The 19,386-nt window shown below is 37.1% G+C and carries 19 protein-coding genes; 5 read left to right on the top strand and 14 right to left on the bottom strand.

Annotated features, from left to right (window positions below; genetic code table 11):
• The first annotated feature begins 402 nt into the window (after positions 1-402).
• Together MT390_RS14520 and tusA are read left to right on the top strand one after the other, a co-directional pair.
• Complete coding sequence (locus MT390_RS14520) at positions 403-1,422, top strand: hypothetical protein (RefSeq protein ID WP_499441880.1); 1,020 nt, start codon at positions 403-405, stop codon at positions 1,420-1,422.
• Positions 1,423-1,772: 350 nt separating this feature from the next.
• Positions 1,773-2,015, top strand: coding sequence for a sulfurtransferase TusA (tusA, locus tag MT390_RS14515; protein WP_166373291.1), 243 nt, complete (start codon positions 1,773-1,775; stop codon positions 2,013-2,015).
• A gap of 43 nt (positions 2,016-2,058) precedes the next feature.
• Here tusA and MT390_RS14510 read toward each other — a convergent pair whose 3' ends face one another.
• Positions 2,059-3,246, bottom strand: a complete 1,188-nt coding sequence (locus MT390_RS14510) for a YbfB/YjiJ family MFS transporter (RefSeq protein WP_499441879.1) — start codon at positions 3,244-3,246, stop codon at positions 2,059-2,061.
• Positions 3,247-3,375: 129 nt separating this feature from the next.
• Between MT390_RS14510 and MT390_RS14505 the strand changes: the two genes are divergently transcribed.
• Entirely contained in the window at positions 3,376-4,224 is an 849-nt protein-coding gene (locus MT390_RS14505; RefSeq protein WP_499441878.1) for a LysR family transcriptional regulator, read from the top strand.
• Between the two features lie 156 nt (positions 4,225-4,380).
• On the opposite strand, the gene MT390_RS14500 is transcribed toward MT390_RS14505, so the two are convergent.
• Positions 4,381-4,845: an Lrp/AsnC family transcriptional regulator gene (locus tag MT390_RS14500; RefSeq protein ID WP_499441876.1), complete on the bottom strand. Its 465-nt coding sequence runs from the start codon at positions 4,843-4,845 to the stop codon at positions 4,381-4,383.
• A gap of 141 nt (positions 4,846-4,986) precedes the next feature.
• Between MT390_RS14500 and MT390_RS14495 the strand changes: the two genes are divergently transcribed.
• Positions 4,987-5,607, top strand: coding sequence for a LysE family translocator (locus MT390_RS14495; protein WP_499441889.1), 621 nt, complete (start codon positions 4,987-4,989; stop codon positions 5,605-5,607).
• Positions 5,608-5,661: 54 nt separating this feature from the next.
• Here the strand turns inward: MT390_RS14495 and metH are convergent, their stop codons facing one another.
• Together metH and metA are read right to left on the bottom strand one after the other, a co-directional pair.
• Entirely contained in the window at positions 5,662-9,345 is a 3,684-nt protein-coding gene (gene metH, locus MT390_RS14490; protein WP_499441875.1) for a methionine synthase, read from the bottom strand.
• A gap of 875 nt (positions 9,346-10,220) precedes the next feature.
• On the bottom strand, positions 10,221-11,138 hold the full coding sequence (gene metA, locus MT390_RS14485) for a homoserine O-acetyltransferase MetA (RefSeq protein ID WP_166373279.1): 918 nt from the start codon (positions 11,136-11,138) through the stop codon (positions 10,221-10,223).
• A gap of 276 nt (positions 11,139-11,414) precedes the next feature.
• Between metA and MT390_RS14480 the strand changes: the two genes are divergently transcribed.
• Positions 11,415-11,900: a GNAT family N-acetyltransferase gene (locus MT390_RS14480; RefSeq protein WP_166373277.1), complete on the top strand. Its 486-nt coding sequence runs from the start codon at positions 11,415-11,417 to the stop codon at positions 11,898-11,900.
• A gap of 265 nt (positions 11,901-12,165) precedes the next feature.
• Here the strand turns inward: MT390_RS14480 and MT390_RS14475 are convergent, their stop codons facing one another.
• The 10 genes from MT390_RS14475 to gspG all read right to left on the bottom strand — a co-directional run bounded on the left by MT390_RS14475 (position 12,166) and on the right by gspG (position 19,382).
• A complete protein-coding gene (locus MT390_RS14475) occupies positions 12,166-12,837 on the bottom strand; it encodes an SCO family protein (RefSeq protein WP_499441874.1) in 672 nt (223 codons plus the stop codon).
• Between the two features lie 52 nt (positions 12,838-12,889).
• Positions 12,890-13,519, bottom strand: a complete 630-nt coding sequence (lexA, locus tag MT390_RS14470) for a transcriptional repressor LexA (protein ID WP_028867796.1) — start codon at positions 13,517-13,519, stop codon at positions 12,890-12,892.
• A gap of 372 nt (positions 13,520-13,891) precedes the next feature.
• The gene (locus MT390_RS14465) at positions 13,892-14,641 is read right to left on the bottom strand and encodes a type II secretion system protein N (protein WP_499441872.1); all 750 of its coding nucleotides are present in this window, start codon (positions 14,639-14,641) and stop codon (positions 13,892-13,894) included.
• An 18-nt stretch (positions 14,642-14,659) separates the two neighbouring features.
• Positions 14,660-15,142 (bottom strand): type II secretion system protein M, encoded by a 483-nt coding sequence (locus MT390_RS14460; protein ID WP_499441871.1) that lies wholly within the window; start codon positions 15,140-15,142, stop codon positions 14,660-14,662.
• Positions 15,142-16,341 carry a type II secretion system protein GspL gene (gene gspL / locus MT390_RS14455; protein ID WP_499441870.1) on the bottom strand — a complete coding sequence of 400 codons (1,200 nt, stop codon included), beginning with the start codon at positions 16,339-16,341 and terminating at the stop codon, positions 15,142-15,144. The genes MT390_RS14460 and gspL overlap by 1 nt, the downstream gene beginning before the upstream one ends.
• A complete protein-coding gene (gene gspK, locus MT390_RS14450) occupies positions 16,338-17,342 on the bottom strand; it encodes a type II secretion system minor pseudopilin GspK (RefSeq protein ID WP_299666352.1) in 1,005 nt (334 codons plus the stop codon). The genes gspL and gspK overlap by 4 nt, the downstream gene beginning before the upstream one ends.
• On the bottom strand, positions 17,342-17,977 hold the full coding sequence (gene gspJ, locus MT390_RS14445; RefSeq protein WP_166373012.1) for a type II secretion system minor pseudopilin GspJ: 636 nt from the start codon (positions 17,975-17,977) through the stop codon (positions 17,342-17,344). The genes gspK and gspJ overlap by 1 nt, the downstream gene beginning before the upstream one ends.
• Positions 17,964-18,353: a type II secretion system minor pseudopilin GspI gene (gene gspI, locus MT390_RS14440; RefSeq protein WP_166373013.1), complete on the bottom strand. Its 390-nt coding sequence runs from the start codon at positions 18,351-18,353 to the stop codon at positions 17,964-17,966. Before gspI ends, gspJ begins: the two co-directional genes overlap by 14 nt.
• 3 nt (positions 18,354-18,356) lie before the next feature.
• The gene (gene gspH / locus MT390_RS14435) at positions 18,357-18,935 is read right to left on the bottom strand and encodes a type II secretion system minor pseudopilin GspH (protein WP_166373014.1); all 579 of its coding nucleotides are present in this window, start codon (positions 18,933-18,935) and stop codon (positions 18,357-18,359) included.
• A 27-nt stretch (positions 18,936-18,962) separates the two neighbouring features.
• Positions 18,963-19,382: a type II secretion system major pseudopilin GspG gene (gspG, locus tag MT390_RS14430; protein WP_166373045.1), complete on the bottom strand. Its 420-nt coding sequence runs from the start codon at positions 19,380-19,382 to the stop codon at positions 18,963-18,965.
• Between the last annotated feature and the right edge of the window lie 4 nt (positions 19,383-19,386).

Genomic DNA, 19,386 nt, shown 5'->3' with positions numbered 1-19,386 from the left:
ACATAGCAACTGGTCATAGTAGCCAGTAACTAGTAATATTTACCCCTCTTTATTATTGTATTTATACAATCAATAAAGAGGGGTTCATTACCCTCAACGCTGATCATATCGCTCTAATATTCATTTTAAGTCCCGCACCCTTATATTTAAACAACACCTTCAAACATTAATAAATTCAAACGACACCTAGCTATATCGGTATATTTTTTCATATAGTTCAAATAACCATCACATTGTCCAATTATTGAAACTCCTTATTTGTTACACATTTTATTGAGCTAAACCATGTTAATATCTTTACAAATACTAATGGTTAGATAGCTTTCTGTGTGTAATAAAAACGCAATATTAAAGCAATCTAGTTTACTCATGAGATGTACTAATATTAGAAAGGTTTAAGTTATGAAATACCCTTTAGCATGCACTTTTGTATATTTAACTTTATTTTTACAGGGCTGTAATAGCCACGCTGAGAGCAACTCAGTTACCACAAAAGCAAGTGATTACAAAGGCTCTGGCTCCCTTACCTATGGTATAGCAGAGTCCACCGTCACGAATCTTTTTACACAAGGTGGCCGAGTGGCAGCTATCGGATCGATTAAGAGCATTGATGGTGCAACAACGTGGACAGTACCTGCCGTTGTAAACTATACAAATGATGCAATGCCCTTTGCTGCTGATTTATATAATGACTATGGCGATCAATACCCTAATGGTAAAGCCGCTACTGCAGCATTAAATGACACAGACATTATAGAAGTTGACGCTGATGGCGAAGTGATCACCGCTTATATCTTTGCAGATAACTACTTTGAAATGTACATAAATGGTGTTGCGGTCGGCAAAGACCCAGTCCCTTTTACGCAATTTAACTCGAATATTGTTCAGTTTAGAGTGAATAAACCTTTTGATATTGCAATATTAGCGGTTGATTGGGAGGAAAATTTAGGAACAGGTACCGAAGATAATCGTGGTCGTAAGGCGCACCCAGGTGATGGTGGTTTTGTCGCAGTATTTAAAGATAACAATGATAAGGTTGTAGCAATTACTGACAACAACTGGAAAGCACAAACTTACTATACGGCTCCTATTTCAGATTTAAGCTGTTTATCTGAATCAGGTCATTCCCGCTTATCGACTGGTTGTACTATTGAAGGCACTGACGATGCTTCAATACTTTATGGCGTACATTGGGCTATGCCAACGGGTTGGGAAAAACAAGGTTATGATGATAGTCAGTGGCCATCAGCGACTGTATTTAGTAACGAGACAGTGGGCGTAGACAATAAAAAATCATACACAAATTTCACTGATATTTTTGATGACACTCTTAATAGCAAGATGAATGATGCTCAATTCATTTGGTCTTCAAATTTAAGTTTAGATAATAAAATTTTACTAAGAACCAGCGTTACTCAATAATTTACTTTATTGAGTAAGCAGCAATAAGAAAACGCTCACTTAGTTTATTTATTTATGTATAAAAGACAACGGGAGCATTTAGGTTAACTGTAACTTTGATGCTCTGCGTTTTTATTGGCTGTAACTTTGGCTTTAACTACCGATTAGATGCCAATTACATGTCATTTTACGTCAATTAGATATCCATTAAATACTAACCTTAGTTACTCGATCTCTAAAATAACGTTCTTTCCTATTAGTTTCATCTTCATCGTCTTATATTTATAGCCCACTGATGACATCATTTTTATAGTGGTTTAGGTAATAGTGGATATGTTAATATTACGTTTTGATTAGTATTCGGTAACAAGATGACAGAAAATACAGTTATACAACAACTTGATGCATTAGGTTTACGCTGCCCTGAACCGGTTATGGTGATCAGGAAAACGGTCCGTAAATTAGAAGCGGGTGATTTATTAGAAATTATTGCCGATGATCCAGCAACAACCCGTGACATCCCAAGTTTTTGTCGCTTTATGGAGCATCAATTAGTAGAAGCGCAAATTGAAACACTGCCTTACCGCTATCTGATCAAAAAAGGATTGAAGTAATAAACAGCGAGCTAATTAACAAATGCCTTAATTAATAAATATATTAATTAACAAGCACCTTCGCTTCGACATTAATTTTATTATTTAACAACCTATACAAAAATAGTGCCCCAACTATCACTACAGCAGCAGATACAGATAGTCCAATATCATAGCTACCAAAAGCTTCGGTAAGGTATCCAGTAGAGATAGGTGCAATAATTTGTGCAGCACCATAAGCTAAGGTCATTGTCCCCATGAACTTAGCAGGATTACTTGGATAAAACTTACCAGCCATGGTCAGCACGAGGCTAACACAAGCGATAAAAGTACCTCCGAACAACAGAACGCTTAATATAATAACAGCAGCACTATCACTAAATACAGGAAGCAGGATCCCTATCGCCTGTAGAATATATGCCGCAATTAATGCTTTAAGATAACCAGTACTGCGTGCAATTCGATCCCATATAAAAGGGGCAGGCATGGCGGCAACGCCAACCAATAGAAAAGCAAATCCCCCCAGCCCTTGTAAACCTTCAATATCCTCGACAATATCAACAATGAAAGTAGAGCTAACAACATAACCGTACCCGGCACAAAAATAAGCCAACATCATTAGTGATTTGAAGGTTTTAGTAGGAGGGTTATCTTTAATGTCACTGTCTATTTGACCATCGACAAAGGGATGGGGTATCCATAACCAAGCTGGAATAGAGAATATTACCGCCATCACAGTTAATGCGAGCCATTGCTGCTGCCAATCAGCAGACATAACAACCATCATTTCCACCAATAACGATGTCACAATAATACTGACTCCAGCACCAGAGAAGTGAACACCTAACTCAGCACGATGATTATTTTTAACTAACCATTTTAATATCAAACCAGATGCAATAATAAAACCGCCTGAAGCACAGACACCAGCAATAAAACGTAATACAGACCAAATAACGATGTCAGTTGTGATCACCATCAAAGCAGAAGTAACAACACTTAATATCAGATAAATTCGATGTAAATTATATTTGTAGTGGAGATTATGTAGGTTAGCAGCCAATAAAACACCGAACATGTAGCCCATAAAATTAGTCGTCGCTAACCAACTTCCACCAATCTCAGTTAAGCCTGCACCATCCTGCATTATCGGTAATAAAAGACTATATGAAAATCGAGCCACGCCAACGGTAACAATTAAACTACAGATACCAGCGAAATATACACGAACTTTTGTTAACTCCATTAACATTGTCATGACTCTTTATTGTGAAAATTATCAACACAGCATACGCCAACCAGTTAATCTTAAAAATTGAATTATTTAGAATAAATACTTCTTATTATAAGAACTATTTATTATTTAAGTATGAGGACTAATATGGAAATTTTGACCCTAAGAACCTTTAAAGCAGTTGTTGATGAAGAAGGAATTAAAGGTGCCGCTGATAAACTACATACGGTTCAGTCCAATATTACTAATAGAATTAAAAAACTTGAAACAGAGTTAGATACAAAACTGTTTAATATCATTGGTCGGAAACTACATTTAACACTAAGTGGTCAAGCGCTTTACAACTATGCAGATCAAATTCTACAGCTAGAATATGAAGCAACCACCGTCATTTTACGTAATAAAAAAAATTACGAATTAAGGGTCGGTATGCCAGAAACTTTCGCAGCTGTTCATATGCCACTGGCCCTTAAAAAGCTGAAGCAAAATCACCCTCAAATCAGAACTAAAATTTATACTGATACCAGCGATAAACTGGTTTTTTCTGTGCTTAATAATAAAGTTGATTGTGCCGCTATTGGTAATGCACCTCAACATGAGAAGCTTGTTGTGATTCCTGTTGTGAAGGAAGAACTAATAATGGTGACCCCATTAGATAGTGAATATGACCCGGTGCTATTTGTTCGTGATCCAGGCTGCGGTTATAGAAAACACGCAATTATGTGGCGACTGGAGGCAGAGCGAGATAACGATGAGCTAATGTTAATGAGCAGTGCAGACGGTATTTTAGGTTGTGTCGCAGCGGGGTTAGGTTACACCATTATTGGCAAAAACATGGTGGTTGGCAGTCGCTATGAAAAATCACTTGTCATGACACCAGTCAGCCATGGTCCATCATATGTGCAGTTGTCGATTGTTTATCGTAAAGATAGCCCTTTAGAATCCGGTATTTTGACGCTAGCAAAACTGCTAACCGATACTAGCTACGCTAAATAACTGTATCACTACAGTTCAACCTTGATGGTTGGCGATATGGATAAAGCTGTCGAGTTTTACAATAAAACGATATGCCTTAGAACCCCTTACTGGTGGTTCAAATTTTTCCTTTTGAGGTGGTTTTATATGACCTTACGTATTCCGCGTTAAAATTATTTACAACGTTAGGTTTTGTTTGCTCTTAAAACAAGACAACAACATGTAAGAGTGCATACCTGAAATAAAACTGGTTTGGAAAGTTTTATTCACTAAAACATTAAATTCATTCATTCTTTTACAATGTACTCGCAACATAAAGTCATATTCACCCGTGATCGAATAACATTCGTAGATTTCCGACGTATCTTGAATTAACTCAAGAGTTTTCTCTCGCGCGTTTACTTCGCTCTTTCTATATTGCACCATAATAGAAGCGGTGATCCCTAAGCCTGCTTTTTCTTTATTTAAAACAGCTGCGTAGCGCTCAATAATACCAACTTCTTCCAATCTTTTTAAGCGGCGAAAACACTGTGAGGAAGATAAACCCACTTTCTCTGCCAGCTCCAAACGAGGAATTTGGCTATCCTCTAATAAAAAGTTCAGAATGCGAATATCATATCCATCTAATGGTACATCATGCATGATTTACAGCCTTTTATGGATTTTAGTGCAATTATAGTTGCATTAAACGTATTCGAGCAAGGTTATTTTGCTAGGACACTCTTATCGCTATCACGTTACATTTATGCCTGTTATTACTATTTATATTACAAAGGAAAAATGATGAGTTTAGCGATTTTAGGTGTCTTTATTCCAACCTTCTTTTTTGTGTCTATCACCCCTGGAATGTGTATGACATTAGCCTTAAGTTTAGGGATGAGCATTGGCTATAAACGTACTTTATGGATGATGTTAGGTGAGATCATTGGTATTGGGCTGGTTGCTACTGCGACTATTATCGGAGTGGCTTCGGTAATTAGCAGCTATCCGTGGCTATTTACTATTTTTAAATTTATCGGAGCAACCTATCTTTTGTACTTGGGTGTGATGATGTTGCAATCAAAGGGGAAATTAGCAATTGGTACGGAAAATAACCCCACCAAAAAGCAGCATAATAAAGCCCTTTTTATGCAAGGTTTTATTACTGCGATTGCCAACCCAAAAGGCTGGGCTTTTATGATTTCACTGTTGCCACCATTTATCAATAATGAGCAGCCTTTAGCACAACAAATGGTCATTCTTGTGGCCATTATTTTGACCTTTGAATTTATTTGTATGTCACTCTATGCAGCAGGTGGTAAAGGGTTGAAATATTTATTAGCTAGTGCCGAAAATGTACGTTTAATTAACCGTATATCAGGCAGTTTAATGATCGGCGTTGGAGTTTGGTTAATGTTAACTTAGCAATAATGAACAATACGGCCTGTTACTGCCGGTATTGTTCACTATCTATAAATATTAACCGATATTAGGCCCTAACCAACGCTCAGCAGTTTGTAAATCCCACCCTTTGCGTTGTGCATAGTCTTCTACTTGATCCTGTTGAATACCAGCAATCGCAAAATAACGACTTTCAGGATGAGAGAAAATCCATCCCGAAACAGCTGCACCTGGGTACATAGCGTAACTTGATGTTAATTCCATTCCAATTTCTTGCTCAACATTCATTAAATCCCAAATCACTGCTTTTTCACTGTGTTCTGGGCATGCAGGATAACCTGGAGCAGGACGAATACCTTGGTATTTTTCACGAATTAAATCGTCGTTGTCTAAGGTCTCATCTGCGGCAAACCCCCAATACTCTTTACGCGTTTTTTGATGTAAATATTCAGCGAAAGCTTCAGCTAAACGGTCACAAACAGCTTGCACTAAAATAGCATTATAATCGTCATTATCTGCTTTATATCGTTCAGCAACTTCACGCTCACCAATCCCGCCTGTTACAGCAAAAGCTGCAATATAATCCGCGACACCTGATGACTTAGGTGCAATGTAATCAGCTAAAGAGTGATTCACAAAGGGTGGCTTTTTCTCTGTTTGTTGACGTAATTGATGACTCACTTGCAAGATTTCAGTGCGTGTTTCATCGCTATAAATTTCAATATTATCGTCAACACGATTTGCAGGGAAAATGCCCACAATACCCGATGCACTAATTTCACCGGCAGCTTCAACCGTGTCTAACATAGCGAGTGCATCTGCAAACAGGCGTGTCGCTTCTTCACCTACGACTTCATCTTTTAAGATGCGTGGATATTTACCTGCCAATCCCCACGTCATGAAGAATGGTGTCCAATCGATATAGTCACGTAATACATTAATCGACATATTTTTTACTACTTGCACACCCAATTGATTAGGCACAGTAGGTTTGTAATTTACCCAATCTAATTTAGCACCATTAGCACGTGCTTGTGTTAAACCAATCGGTGCACTGCGTGGGCGTTTATTGGCATGCTGTACTCGAACGCGGTCATAATCTAAATTCAATTTTTCAACAAATTCAGGTTTATGCTTTGGATTCAATAATTTTTGACATACACCTACTGCACGAGAAGCATTCGATACATAGACCACGGGTTGATCGTAATTTTGTTCAATTTTAACTGCCGTATGTGCCTTCGACGTGGTTGCGCCGCCGATCAATAATGGAATCGTTAATCCTTGGCGTTGCATCTCTTTTGCTACGTACACCATTTCATCTAATGATGGAGTGATTAAACCAGATAACCCGATCAGATCCGCATTATGTTCTAACGCAGTTTTAATGATTTTCTCAGTGGGTACCATTACACCTAAGTCGATAATTTCATAGTTATTACATTGTAAAATAACACCTACGATATTTTTACCAATATCGTGTACATCTCCTTTTACGGTTGCCATCACTACTTTACCGTTGGTCGCACCCACTGCTTTAGTTTCTTCAATAAATGGATTTAAATAAGCAACAGCTTGCTTCATTACTCGCGCAGATTTAACCACTTGCGGTAAGAACATTTTACCTTCGCCGAACAGATCACCAACGATATTCATACCATCCATCAATGGCCCTTCAATCACTTCGATTGGCATATCGGCATTTTGACGTGCAATTTCAGTATCTTCTTCAATAAATTCTGTAATGCCTTTAACTAATGCATGTGCAATACGCTCATTAACAGGCAGACTACGCCATTCTAATACTTTGGTATCATCTGCTTTTTCAGCGCCATCACCACGGTATTTTTCTGCAAGTTCTAATAAAGCATCTGTGCCATTAGCATGTTTATTTAACACCACATCTTCAACGGCATCTTTTAATTCTTTGGGAATATCATCATAAATCGCAAGCTGTGCAGCGTTTACGATCCCCATATCCATTCCGTTTTGAATACAATAATAAAGAAATACAGCGTGAATCGCTTCACGTACAGGATTGTTACCACGGAATGAGAAAGATACGTTTGAAACACCGCCAGAAATCATTGCATGAGGTAAGTTATCTTTAATATCTTTCACTGCTTCAATAAAGTCTACAGCATAGTTATTATGCTCTTCGATCCCCGTGGCAATAGCAAAAATATTAGGGTCAAAAATGATATCTTCCGGTGGAAAGCCAACTTGGTTAACTAAAATGTCATAAGAACGCTTACAAATTTCATATTTACGCTCGCGCGTATCTGCCTGTCCATCTTCATCAAAGGCCATCACAATTACGGCAAAACCATAACGACGAATCAATTTGGCTTGGTGAATAAAGTTATCAACGCCCTCTTTCATACTGATTGAGTTAACGATACCTTTACCTTGAACACACTTAAGGCCTTCCTCTAAAATTTCCCATTTAGAAGAATCGACCATGATTGGCACACGTGAAATATCAGGTTCAGAAGCACATAGGTTTAAGAAACGCTTCATCGCAAATAATGAATCAAGCATCGCTTCATCCATATTAATATCGATAATATCTGCGCCTGCTTCTACTTGATGCAAGGCGACTTCAAGCGCTTCATCGTATAATTCATCTTTAATTAAACGTTTAAAACGGGCAGAACCCGTTACGTTTGTTCGCTCACCAACATTTTGAAAAAGTGAGCTAGAGCGAATAGTTAATGCCTCTAAACCACTTAAACGACAAGCAACTTCAATCTCTGGTAATTCACGCGGTTTGATACCCGCAACGGCATCAGCCATCGCCTTAATATGCGCAGGCGTTGTACCACAACAACCGCCCACTAAATTTAAAAAGCCACTTTCAGCCCACTCTTTAATATGCACCGACATTTCATCGGCTTCTAAGTCATATTCACCAAAGGCATTTGGCAAACCGGCATTAGGATGTGCAGAAACATAAGTTTCTGAGATACGCGACATTTCTTGCACATATTGGCGTAACTCATCGGGGCCCAAAGCACAGTTTAAACCGAATGTTAGGGGTTCAGCATGACGCAATGAATTGTAGAAGGCCTCTGTTGTTTGACCTGATAATGTACGACCCGATGCATCGGTGATCGTACCGGAAATCATCACAGGAATTTTATAACCGAGCTCTTCGAATACCGTTTCAACTGCAAAAACAGCGGCTTTTGCGTTTAAAGTATCAAAGATAGTTTCAATCAGAATTAAGTCACTACCACCTTTAATTAAGGCTTTAGTCGATTCAATGTAAGCAACAACCAGTTCGTCAAAAGTAACGTTACGAAAAGCAGGATCATTAACATCAGGAGAGATTGAACAAGTGCGGTTTGTTGGACCTAATACACCCGCGACAAAACGAGGACGGTCAGGTGTTTCATCGGTTTTTTCATCGGCAACACGACGCGCAATACGTGCGGCTTCATAATTGATTTCAGCAGAAATAGATTCCATCGCATAATCAGCCATAGCAATGGTTGTTGCGTTAAATGTATTGGTTTCAAGAATGTCTGCACCCGCATCTAAATATTCACGGTGAATATTAGCAATTACTTCTGGCTGCGTTAAAACTAATAGATCGTTATTGCCTTTTAAGTCGCTTTTCCAGTCTTTAAAACGTTCGCCACGAAAGTCAGCTTCTTCAAATTTATGGTCCTGGATCATGGTTCCCATACCACCATCGATCAGAAGAATGTGCTTTTCTAACTGTGCTTTAATTAATGCACTACGATCACTTATCGACATAGAGTTCCCTGCTACTTTTTTCTGAGTAAAAAATGAGGGTGAATAATAGCATAAAACTTGTACTCATAACCTTTCAAAGCCATTTCTATCTTGAAATATTCTGTTATAAATTATGAATTTTTTGATGGTTGAAACAGGTCATATATTCACTAAAGTAATAGCAATTATATTAGGTGAGTGCTCTATACTGTGCAGAAAAAACGGATTAGCTTAAAGCGGAAGATTTCAATCGAATCGTAAAAATTGTATATAAAAAAAGCGAGCTGCTTAGCTCGCTTTAAAATATAAAGAACAATTGAGTTGTGACTATTAAGAGGGGTACTAATATCGATAATAAAAACTCACTTGATATTAGTAAAACTTTACAAATAATCCACTATCTAATTTGATAAAAGTGAATGTTAGAAACGCCCGTTGGCAATGAGTTAACTAATGTAAACTCCTAACTCTGACACCCACTTTCAATAAAATGATAAAACGTAAAAATAATTAATCCTCCTGTATTAATGAATACAACCAGTATTAACTTCTAAAACTGTATCTAGTTACCCCGTTGGGTAGGTGAGTGTTTAAATTAATAACTCAGTTTTTGATACGGTTTTAGTACACTGGTACGAGTAAAATTTAAAATAATCTTATACCTCCGTTTTATGTTTGTTAACGTGAAAATGCTTAAATTGGTCAAGTGCATTTAATGCAATTGTGAAGCTGCTTTTAACAACTAGGCTTCCTGAATAACCAACCTGCTAACTGCGCAGAAGCATTGCCTATCTTTGACTTTACTCCTCTTAAGCTCTCTTAGCTACTAATAATTATAGGAGAGCTTTTTACCTTTTCCAGTACTACTTTTCATCTTTATAAATTATTTACAAAATTTATATTAAGTCACTGAGATCGTATGGCGTTACCTGATAAACACAGTAATTTAACCAATTGCTATATAAGAGATTTCCATGGCTACGCCAAATTGCATGTGGAATTTCATTCTCATCATCATTCGGATAATAGTTAATCGGCATGACCGGATCTAACTCTTCTTCGAGGTCTCGTAAATATTCATTATTTAATGTATTTGCATCGTATTCGGGGTGCCCAGTGATATAAACCTGACGACAATCAGGACTTGCCGCAAGATAGACTCCCGCATCAGGTGCATCTGCAAATACTGTTAAATCTGTTTTGTCTTTAATGGTGCGACTATTAAATTCAGCATAACGAGATAATGGAGCCCAAAATTCATCGTCAAACCCTCTTACTAATGGGTGATGATGATATGACGTTCGATGTGAATAGATACCAGAGAGCTTATCATCACGGGTTTCTTTCTCTAACCCATAAAGTATGTTTAATGCGGCTTGTGCAGCCCAACATAAAAATAGCGTTGAGGTAACGTTATGGCGAGACCAGTTAACTATTTCCGTGAACTTTTCCCAGTAATATACATTTTCAAATGGAATGGTGCCTAGTGGCGCACCAGTAATAATAAAGCCATCCCATTTTTGATTTTTGATCCGCTCAAAATCACCGTAGAACTTATCTAAATGCTTTTGCGGCGTATTTCGTGTTGCTCTGGCATCCACTCGTAACAGTTCAATATCAACTTGTAAGGGAGTATTAGACAATAAACGCATGAGTTGCGTTTCAGTTTCAATTTTTTTAGGCATTAAATTAAGGATCAGAACGCGTAAAGGACGAATGTTCTGGTGGCTAGCTCGTGTTTCTGACATCGTAAAAATATTTTCAGATTTTAAAATACTTGATGCAGGTAAATCATCTGGAATACGAATTGGCATAATTACTTCCTTAAAATGGCCTTTTAGACATCTAGAAGTCTAACATTAAAATAACTTTTTTAAATACTTAAATCTAATTTAGCACCTGTATTTATTTTTCACCTGTACTTTTAGTACCTTATTTCTTATCAAAAGTTAACTATTCTCTATGTTGATCCTTCACGATTTTTAGTGCGGCTAATGCTTCCACGACCTTATCTTCACTTTATGTAGAATAAGTTCGATACATTAGTTAGACTAAAAAAACACCAATAATTAAAAACAAAAGGAATAGTAATGCTTAATATTCAAACGGTTGTAGCGGACTTAAATAATGCACAACATGCACAGGCTTATTTAAGCTTAATGTCGCATTATGCTTGTGATCCAATGGGTGGAGGTGAAGACTTGAGTGACTTTGCTAAAGAGAATTTAATCACAAACTTGCTTGCTAGAAATGATGTTTTTATTGTTTTAATTTTTAGTGGTAACCATCCAGCTGCATTATTAACAGCGATAGAAGGCTTCTCTACTTTTGCCTGTAAACCATTATTTAATATTCATGATGTTGTCGTACACAATGATTTTAGAGGCCAAGGCCTTACTAAACATTTATTTGAAAAAATTGAAGAAGTCGCAAAACAGCAAGATTGCTGCAAAATAACGTTAGAAGTATTAAGTGGTAATGCCATTGCTTGCAAAGCTTATCAGCGTCTTGGCTTTTCTGATTATCAGCTTGATCCTGAGTTTGGTAGTGCATTATTTTGGACAAAAAAATTATAAACGGCTCTCATCTAAAGATAGCTTTTATAGCGTTAATTACATTCAGTATATGATCTGATATTGAACAGAAAAATGAATCAATCTAGTTACGGATCATATGCTTGAGCACTTTGCAAAGTGTCTAACGCAGAAGTGATACAGTTTAATCAACAAGATAGATCAGCTATTAAGTGGAATTGCTGTTACCTACTGTTTAGCTGATTGATCAACTAAACGGTAAACAGCCCTACTGATTTAGTCGCGATCAAAAAGCTGACTAAATACATTAGCGCTTTTGGTAGTTAGCCTGTATTGCTTTAATGTCTTCAACCATTAAATCCATATCAACATGATTAATGCCCTGTGCATTAATTGTTGATTTAAACGTGGCATGAAACTCACCTTCGGGATTAATTAAAACAATGGAAGCACTATGGTCAACTAAATAAAAATCATCTGTTTCGCCCTCTTCAACCAAACTATAAATTAAACCTAATTGAGTGACAAATGGCCAAAGTTGTTTATGGGTACTGGTTACGCCAATAAATGCTTTATTAAAATAGTGCACATAATCTGCCAGTTGTTCTGCTTTATCTCGATTAGGGTCAACGGAAATAAATACAACTTGTGTGGTTGTATTTTGATCATTGGCTAAGCTTGGATAAATACGGTCTAGGTCTGCTAACGTGGTTGGACAAACGTCGGGGCAATAAGTATAACCAACAAAAAATAAGGTCCACTTACCTTTTAAGGATTGGTTTGTAAAAGCGACTTTCCCAGCTTTTTCAAAGGCAAATTCAGGTAGTGGCTGGCGTGTCTGTTGTAACACTAAGGCACTATTTTTAGTGCTAGTTTTAGTAGTAGTTTTACTGTGAACTAAATGAAAAGATTGGGTGCTACCGATAATAAAAAATAAAATCATTAACAGAGCACTAAAAATTATTATTAAACGTTTCATTTAATTCACACTATAAGTTTGGAAGATGGTTATTAGTAACACTAATTGCCAATTACATCCAATCTGCAGTACGAATAACACCGACCGCAATCCCTTCAATATCAAAAGATTGATACTCTAAATCGACCTTTATGGCGTCAAATAAAGCATTCTCTGCTTTTAATGTTATCTGCTTACCGTCGCGATAAAAACGTTTTACGGTGACATTATCTTCAACACGCGCAACAACAACTTGGCCATTGTTTATATTTTGGGTTTTATGCACCGCTAATAAATCGCCATCCATAATACCAATATCTTTCATGCTTTCGCCTTCAACGCGCAGTAAAAAATCTGCCGCGGGATGAAATAATGCGGGGTCTACATCGTAATGTGCTTCTACATGCTCTTGAGCAAGAATAGGTTCACCAGCAGCGACTTTACCGATTAAAGGTAAACCTTCATCGGCCACTATTTCATTATCTTTATGGTCGCTAACAACACGAATACCACGAGAGGTGCCTGACAATATTTCAATTGCACCTTTACGCGCTAAAGCTTTCAAATGTTCTTCTGCTGCATTGGCGCTTTTAAACCCAAGTATTTTCGCTAATTCGACACGCGTAGGAGGCATGCCAGTTTTTGCAATCTGATCTTTAATAACGTCTAAGACTTCGCCTTGGCGTTTGGTTAATTCTTTCATTATGAACTCCAAGCAATAATAAACTGTAAACAAACACAGTGTATATTTATACATGGATAATTACTAGGGTCTGTTTTCTCTTTCACGTGGTTTTTATAGGAATTTATACGGTGTATATTAGTTTGAATAGATTAATGACTTTAAATCTATTTAAAAAACTCAGAAGTTGCTAAAGGAAGTACTGTTCGAAGTATTATTTGAAGTACTCTTAAAAGTAATATTAAAAAGCCACAAGCCTCTATATATGAAGCTTATTTATGACTCTCACCATTCAATTTACATAAGGTAGTAAACTGAATGGCAAGCTGATTTTTGACGGCACGTTGAAGTTATCATGAGTAAGTACAGGTAAATACAGACGAAGTAAACAGCTTATAAAACACCTTTAAAACTAACAGTGGTGGCACCGCTGTCGTTTTTAGGACCAATCCAAGTTAATGATTGTGCTATCGAAGGAGGGAGTTTATCTGTGCCTTGAATTTCACCATTTAATTGGTATATACCACCTTCGCCAAGATTAATATCTAAGTTAGTGTTTAATTGCTCAGACTCTTGAGTGACAAAAGCAGTAATATTGCCATTATCACATCCTAAGTCTACGGAAGGAGAAGCTAAATCAACATTACCCATTTGGCTATAAACAAAAGCATTATGCCATACCACGGTGCCCTGTAGTTGTTCACAATAAGGGTCACCTTGCTTTATTTGTTGAATAACCGCAGAAAAATCACCTTCTATTTTTACCGGTAATTTAGTTGGTATCAATGTGAGTAATTCTGCTGAGGTTAAATCAACCATAACATTTGACGCACTCGCACCTGTTAAACCATATTCTACAAAACCTTTGCCTGACATTTTATTAGGGCCATTGTAGAAGGAAACATCGGCTCCTATTGCTAAATTTAATAATGTTTTTAGTTGAACATCCCATTTCACATTATGAAGCGTAACCTTAGGGTTGATAACTACTTGCTTGGCCTGCCCATTCCATAGACTACCAGAAACATTATTGATTTTAACATTTGAAGCTGGCATCCAACCTACAACAGCTGCAGCAGGTAGGTTAACTAACAAACTACCACAGTAAACCAATACAAAAAGTATCGCGATTTTGACTTTCATTTGAACCCTTTTACAATGCTAATAACTTAATGATAAACGGTTAATCTTAACCATACCTTGTGTTTTATCCTGATTTAAATCAGCACTATTAACTTGTATTTGGTATTGATTTTGTAATGCTGTGATCCATTTTAAGAACTGGTTAAACTCAACTTGATTAATCCAAATATCAACACTGCCATTACGGTTTTGAATACGAGAAATAACAATTTTATTGCGCTTTGCGGTGCTACTAATCAACTGTGATAAATTTTGTTTTCTAGCCGTTGTCTTCTTATTTCCAACACCTGCAACAACGAGTTTATTGGCATTGCTTTCTACCCACTGTAACGTTTGTTCGCTACGTTGTAGTTTTTGCTGACTCGCAGCTAAATTAGTCGCAATAGGTTGCCAAATAAGAAAATAAATAACTGCAATAAATACAACCACCAGCGATATAAAGGTTAGTTGTTGCTCTCTTTCTGAAATGTTGTCCCACCATTCTTTGATTTGTTCAAACATTAGTTAACCCTCACCGTTAATACACCGCTGACACGATTTTTATTATTACTCAATGCCCCTTGGCCAAGCGTATATTTAGCAGGAACTTTTGTGGCGAGTAATTCAAAGGCCTGAAAGCTATCGGCACTAACCGCTAAACTTATTTGTTGGTTTTCACGATTAAATTTTAACGTTGAAATTTGTAAGCTAGGTACCGCCTGAAAAACTGGAATCAAATCATTTAAAATAGGCAAAAAACCATCTGACTGCGTACTGATTGATGATTCAGCCAACAAACCTTTTAATTTTTTCTTAATTCGGCTGTACCGTAAAGGTGATTGATTAGGAAAAGCTTTTTGGTAGAGAGTCTCTACTTGATGTTTTACTAATAAGGTTTTTCGCTCAGCTTGTTTTGTGGTGATAACAGCATTTACTAATACCACAATAAACAAGATAACAGCGGCAATAGCAGGTAGCTTCCACTTAGCAAGTTGCAAGTTACCTTCTTTTTTAACTTTAAACTCACCGGTTAACAGGTTGATAGGATTATTAACGCAACCTTCCGCTAACAATTGCATTGGCAATATGACTGCTTTTTGCTGCCACTGTCCTATACAATCATTGGGTATGGCACTATAACTTTCAATCTGCTGTTCTGGTTTATCTAATAAATGTAATTGCAAAATGTTATTCAACATATCACTTTCACAACACCAAGCTTGGTATTCACCAGTACGTATTAACCATTGATGATCAAGTTGTAATGCTTGCCATTTTTGATCGATAGGTAGGGGTAATGTTAATGCTTCAGGAATCAAACGCTGACAAAAAATATCGGCATCAGCTAACCAACCCAACCACATTGTTAATTTACTCTTAAAACAAATGGCAATTTCAACTAAATCTGTTTCTTTAGCTAACACTGAAAAGTGTAACTTATCAACATCACTAGCCAAGTCATCTTCCAACATATAAGGCAGAGCTTGTTGCATTTGACGCGTATAGGTTCCTTTAATTACCACTGATTTTAATGTGACATCGACGCCAGGTACTAAACAAATAACTTTCCGAGACTGCGCTTTTTCCGTTAACAATTTCAACGCCTGTGCATTATCTAAATCACCCGACGCAATGATCTCTTTTTCACTTTCAGACCAAACTAACCAATGGATAGTTTGGTGTGCTTCACTTGCTAAGCGGATAATTAATTGTTCACTCACTTGAACATCTCCATGCCAACTACCTCTTCAGCTCCTGCGTATTGGAAACGGATAGTAGTCGCTTTTTTATTCTCTATTTTAAATAATAGCTTGAAAACCATTATTCGCTGATCAAACTCTGCTAAACCAAATAATTGAAAAAAATCACTCGTTACACTTAACTGTGAACTGATCACATCAGGTATTAACTTATCGGCAATTAACTCTGATGCTAAAAATTCATCAACAGATGCCCAACCACTAATTGGTCTATCATCTAATATAGATTGAATATCCTCTATCGTAATAAGCAACTCAGGAGGAAATAAAGCAAATAGTATTTGCGCTTGTTTTTTGTTAACTGTATTCACATTAATCAACTGATTTGATGCAGGTAGTGCACATAAAAAAGGTTTTATACGTTCATAAATCTGGTCAGTAACCCCTTGTATTGCCCTTAACTCTGAAACATCAACCATCAAATGATTAGCGGTTAAATGTGGTACTCCCACTGATTCGTAATATCTATCTTCAGCACCCTGTGAAACATCGACAGTATCGTTATTATCCAGCCAATCCCGCGTAGACTCAGCAATTATTTCAGCTTCATACTCTTCAACACCTAGTGAAATCAGCAACGTTTGAAATTGGCTAATAGGTAAAGCACGAGTTTCATCTTGGTCAGCTTGGGCAATGGCATTAATATTAAAGCAACGACGGTAATCGATCATATTACCGGTAATCGATCCTTCGTCGACAGGAAAAACGATATCTGGCGTAGCCCATATTTGATCTAGACTGATCACTTCACTATCGGCAAAATCATCTTCTAATACCATGCGACTAAAATCCACGGTGGCTTGCCCATACCAATATACTTTTTCTGAATACGAAAGTCCTTCTGTCCGCAACAAGCTAGAGGTCATTCGCCCTGTCATAGTGGCGGCAATGGTCACCATGATCGCTAAAATCATTAAAATAGTGATTAACGCAATACCTCGTTGCTTATGATATCTGGCCATTAATCTTCTACCGAACTATCAGGTAATATAAAAATTCGCTTTAATTCACCGTAGTGTTGGCTGTTAATAGTCATTTCAATACCTTTAGGTATCGTTTTATCTGCATTCCAAGTATCTATCCAATCATCGTCCCAAAATCTAAAACTTAAACTATCAACATCATTTAATATTACTTGTTGCTCCGGTTTCTCTCCCGCGACAGTATCTGGGTGTAAATAATACAAACGTTGTAATTGATTATTTTTAACGCGATAGCCTACTCGTAAAATAGTTGAACGAGGCAACAAGTTAAGTGGGTTAGTCCAACCTAAGCGATTAAACTCTATACCTTCAGAGTCTGAATCCAATACTTTTTTTCCCGCATACAAGACTTGTAAATTTTCATCTTCGACATTACCTGTTCGTGAAATACGCGCCACCATTTGTACAAAATCGCGTTCAATTAATAACATACCACGCTGAATTTCAACTAAATGCTTATCATGCTCACGACTGATTTCTCCACTGCGTAAAACACCTTGTAATATTTGGTAAGCAGCAAGACTTAATGTTGCAAAAATAGCAATGGCAATCAAAATCTCGATTAAGGTAAAACCATTTTGTTTAACCTGTTGATGGTACTTATGGTTTGGCAATGTAAGTCCTTATATACCCCAGTGCTTGGCCATCTTTTTGGTCACTCACTTCAACATCTAATGCCCTAAAATCTGTATTACCTGTGGTAACACCTTGAAAGCGCAGGTACCACTTAGTATCCGCAAACTCAACTTCCTCTCGACGCCAGTGTAATTCAGGCCACTGTTGTTGTAGTTTAAGTTCAGAAAGCCGATTACTTGCGACCCACATTGCGAATGTTTTTTGCTGTAAATAACTTTGATTACTTAATGATTGTGAAGCGGCTTGCATTACCGCAATACCAGCCGAAGCTAAAATCACTAACGCTAACATTACTTCTAGCAAGGTCATACCTTGCTCTTTTTTAATACCGTTATTAGTGAATAATTTGCTCATAAATCACTCATTAATTAATTCAATTTGTCCGCTCATGCCCACTTTAACTGTGATTTTACGCGATACATTCTCTGTACTAGAAAATTGATAACTGAAAGGTGTCACTTCACCACTAGACATAATAAAAACATGTGGGTTAATAGATGACTGTTTTGTTTGACCGTCAATGTTAACTAAATATGATTGCTCTACAAAAGTATCAGAGTCAGCTTTTTTTTGTGCTTGTTCTAACTCCCCCCAAACATTACCCACTAGATTATATTCAGCACTAACATTGTCTGGGAATGTTATATAACCATTGATCCGCGAGTTTACTAAAGGTTGCCATTGCCTTTTACTAAAGTCATAAAAAGCAAAGGTGTAACCTTGCTCATTAAACTCAATACCAAATTCAGTATTTAAAATTAATGCCTGATCCTGTGCTAGCTGCAATAAAGTACTAAAACGTTGCGCATGCCATTGACTGCTTTGCGCAGTGTTACCTGAGCTGGTTAATGTCATGACCACACCAACAGAAATCATGCCCATTAACACTAATACCAGCATGACTTCTAATAAGGTGAAACCTTTCACATTACGCATTGGAATGGTCACAAATACATTTATGTATTATTTATCATTGAGGTTCCAGGTACCGATATCATCATCAGTCCCTTCTTCACCATCAAGACCCACTGAAAGTACATCGATTTTACTTTTCTCGCCCGGACTATTTAGAATGTAATCATTACCCCATGGGTCTTGAGGGAGTCGTTTAATGTAACCGTCTTCACGATAATTACGTGGTGCAGGCGATGCGCTCGGCTCTGAGACTAATGCTTCTAAACCTTGATCCGTTGTCGGATAAACACTGTTATCTAATTTATACATATCTAATGCATTTTCTAAAGCAATAATGTCTGACTTAACTTTTTGCACATCTGCTTTATCTTTATTACCGATTAAGTTAGGCACAACCATTGCTGCTAATACACCTAAAATAACGATAACCACCATGATTTCTAATAATGTAAAACCTTTTTGTTTCATTTTT

Origin of the sequence: Vibrio sp. 2-Bac 85 (assembly GCF_037546705.1) — a bacterium.
In the GTDB taxonomy this organism is placed as follows: Bacteria; Pseudomonadota; Gammaproteobacteria; order Enterobacterales; family Psychromonadaceae; genus Psychromonas.
Note: the sequence above shows the minus strand (reverse complement) of the source record. Positions and strands in the feature narration are given on the sequence as shown.

What these genes read in the sequence shown, in the direction of transcription:
- MT390_RS14460 (WP_499441871.1), bottom strand. Translation starts at nt 15,142, where the DNA reads ATGTTTGAACAAATCAAAGAATGGTGGGACAACATTTCAGAAAGAGAG.
- lexA (WP_028867796.1), bottom strand. Translation starts at nt 13,519, where the DNA reads ATGAAAGAATTAACCAAACGCCAAGGCGAAGTCTTAGACGTTATTAAA.
- MT390_RS14505 (WP_499441878.1), top strand. Translation starts at nt 3,376, where the DNA reads ATGGAAATTTTGACCCTAAGAACCTTTAAAGCAGTTGTTGATGAAGAA.
- tusA (WP_166373291.1), top strand. Translation starts at nt 1,773, where the DNA reads ATGACAGAAAATACAGTTATACAACAACTTGATGCATTAGGTTTACGC.
- MT390_RS14475 (WP_499441874.1), bottom strand. Translation starts at nt 12,837, where the DNA reads ATGAAACGTTTAATAATAATTTTTAGTGCTCTGTTAATGATTTTATTT.
- gspG (WP_166373045.1), bottom strand. Translation starts at nt 19,382, where the DNA reads ATGAAACAAAAAGGTTTTACATTATTAGAAATCATGGTGGTTATCGTT.
- MT390_RS14510 (WP_499441879.1), bottom strand. Translation starts at nt 3,246, where the DNA reads ATGTTAATGGAGTTAACAAAAGTTCGTGTATATTTCGCTGGTATCTGT.
- gspI (WP_166373013.1), bottom strand. Translation starts at nt 18,353, where the DNA reads ATGAGCAAATTATTCACTAATAACGGTATTAAAAAAGAGCAAGGTATG.
- gspK (WP_299666352.1), bottom strand. Translation starts at nt 17,342, where the DNA reads ATGGCCAGATATCATAAGCAACGAGGTATTGCGTTAATCACTATTTTA.
- metH (WP_499441875.1), bottom strand. Translation starts at nt 9,345, where the DNA reads ATGTCGATAAGTGATCGTAGTGCATTAATTAAAGCACAGTTAGAAAAG.
- MT390_RS14520 (WP_499441880.1), top strand. Translation starts at nt 403, where the DNA reads ATGAAATACCCTTTAGCATGCACTTTTGTATATTTAACTTTATTTTTA.
- MT390_RS14480 (WP_166373277.1), top strand. Translation starts at nt 11,415, where the DNA reads ATGCTTAATATTCAAACGGTTGTAGCGGACTTAAATAATGCACAACAT.
- MT390_RS14500 (WP_499441876.1), bottom strand. Translation starts at nt 4,845, where the DNA reads ATGCATGATGTACCATTAGATGGATATGATATTCGCATTCTGAACTTT.
- gspH (WP_166373014.1), bottom strand. Translation starts at nt 18,935, where the DNA reads ATGCGTAATGTGAAAGGTTTCACCTTATTAGAAGTCATGCTGGTATTA.
- MT390_RS14495 (WP_499441889.1), top strand. Translation starts at nt 4,987, where the DNA reads ATGAGTTTAGCGATTTTAGGTGTCTTTATTCCAACCTTCTTTTTTGTG.
- metA (WP_166373279.1), bottom strand. Translation starts at nt 11,138, where the DNA reads ATGCCAATTCGTATTCCAGATGATTTACCTGCATCAAGTATTTTAAAA.
- MT390_RS14465 (WP_499441872.1), bottom strand. Translation starts at nt 14,641, where the DNA reads ATGAAAGTCAAAATCGCGATACTTTTTGTATTGGTTTACTGTGGTAGT.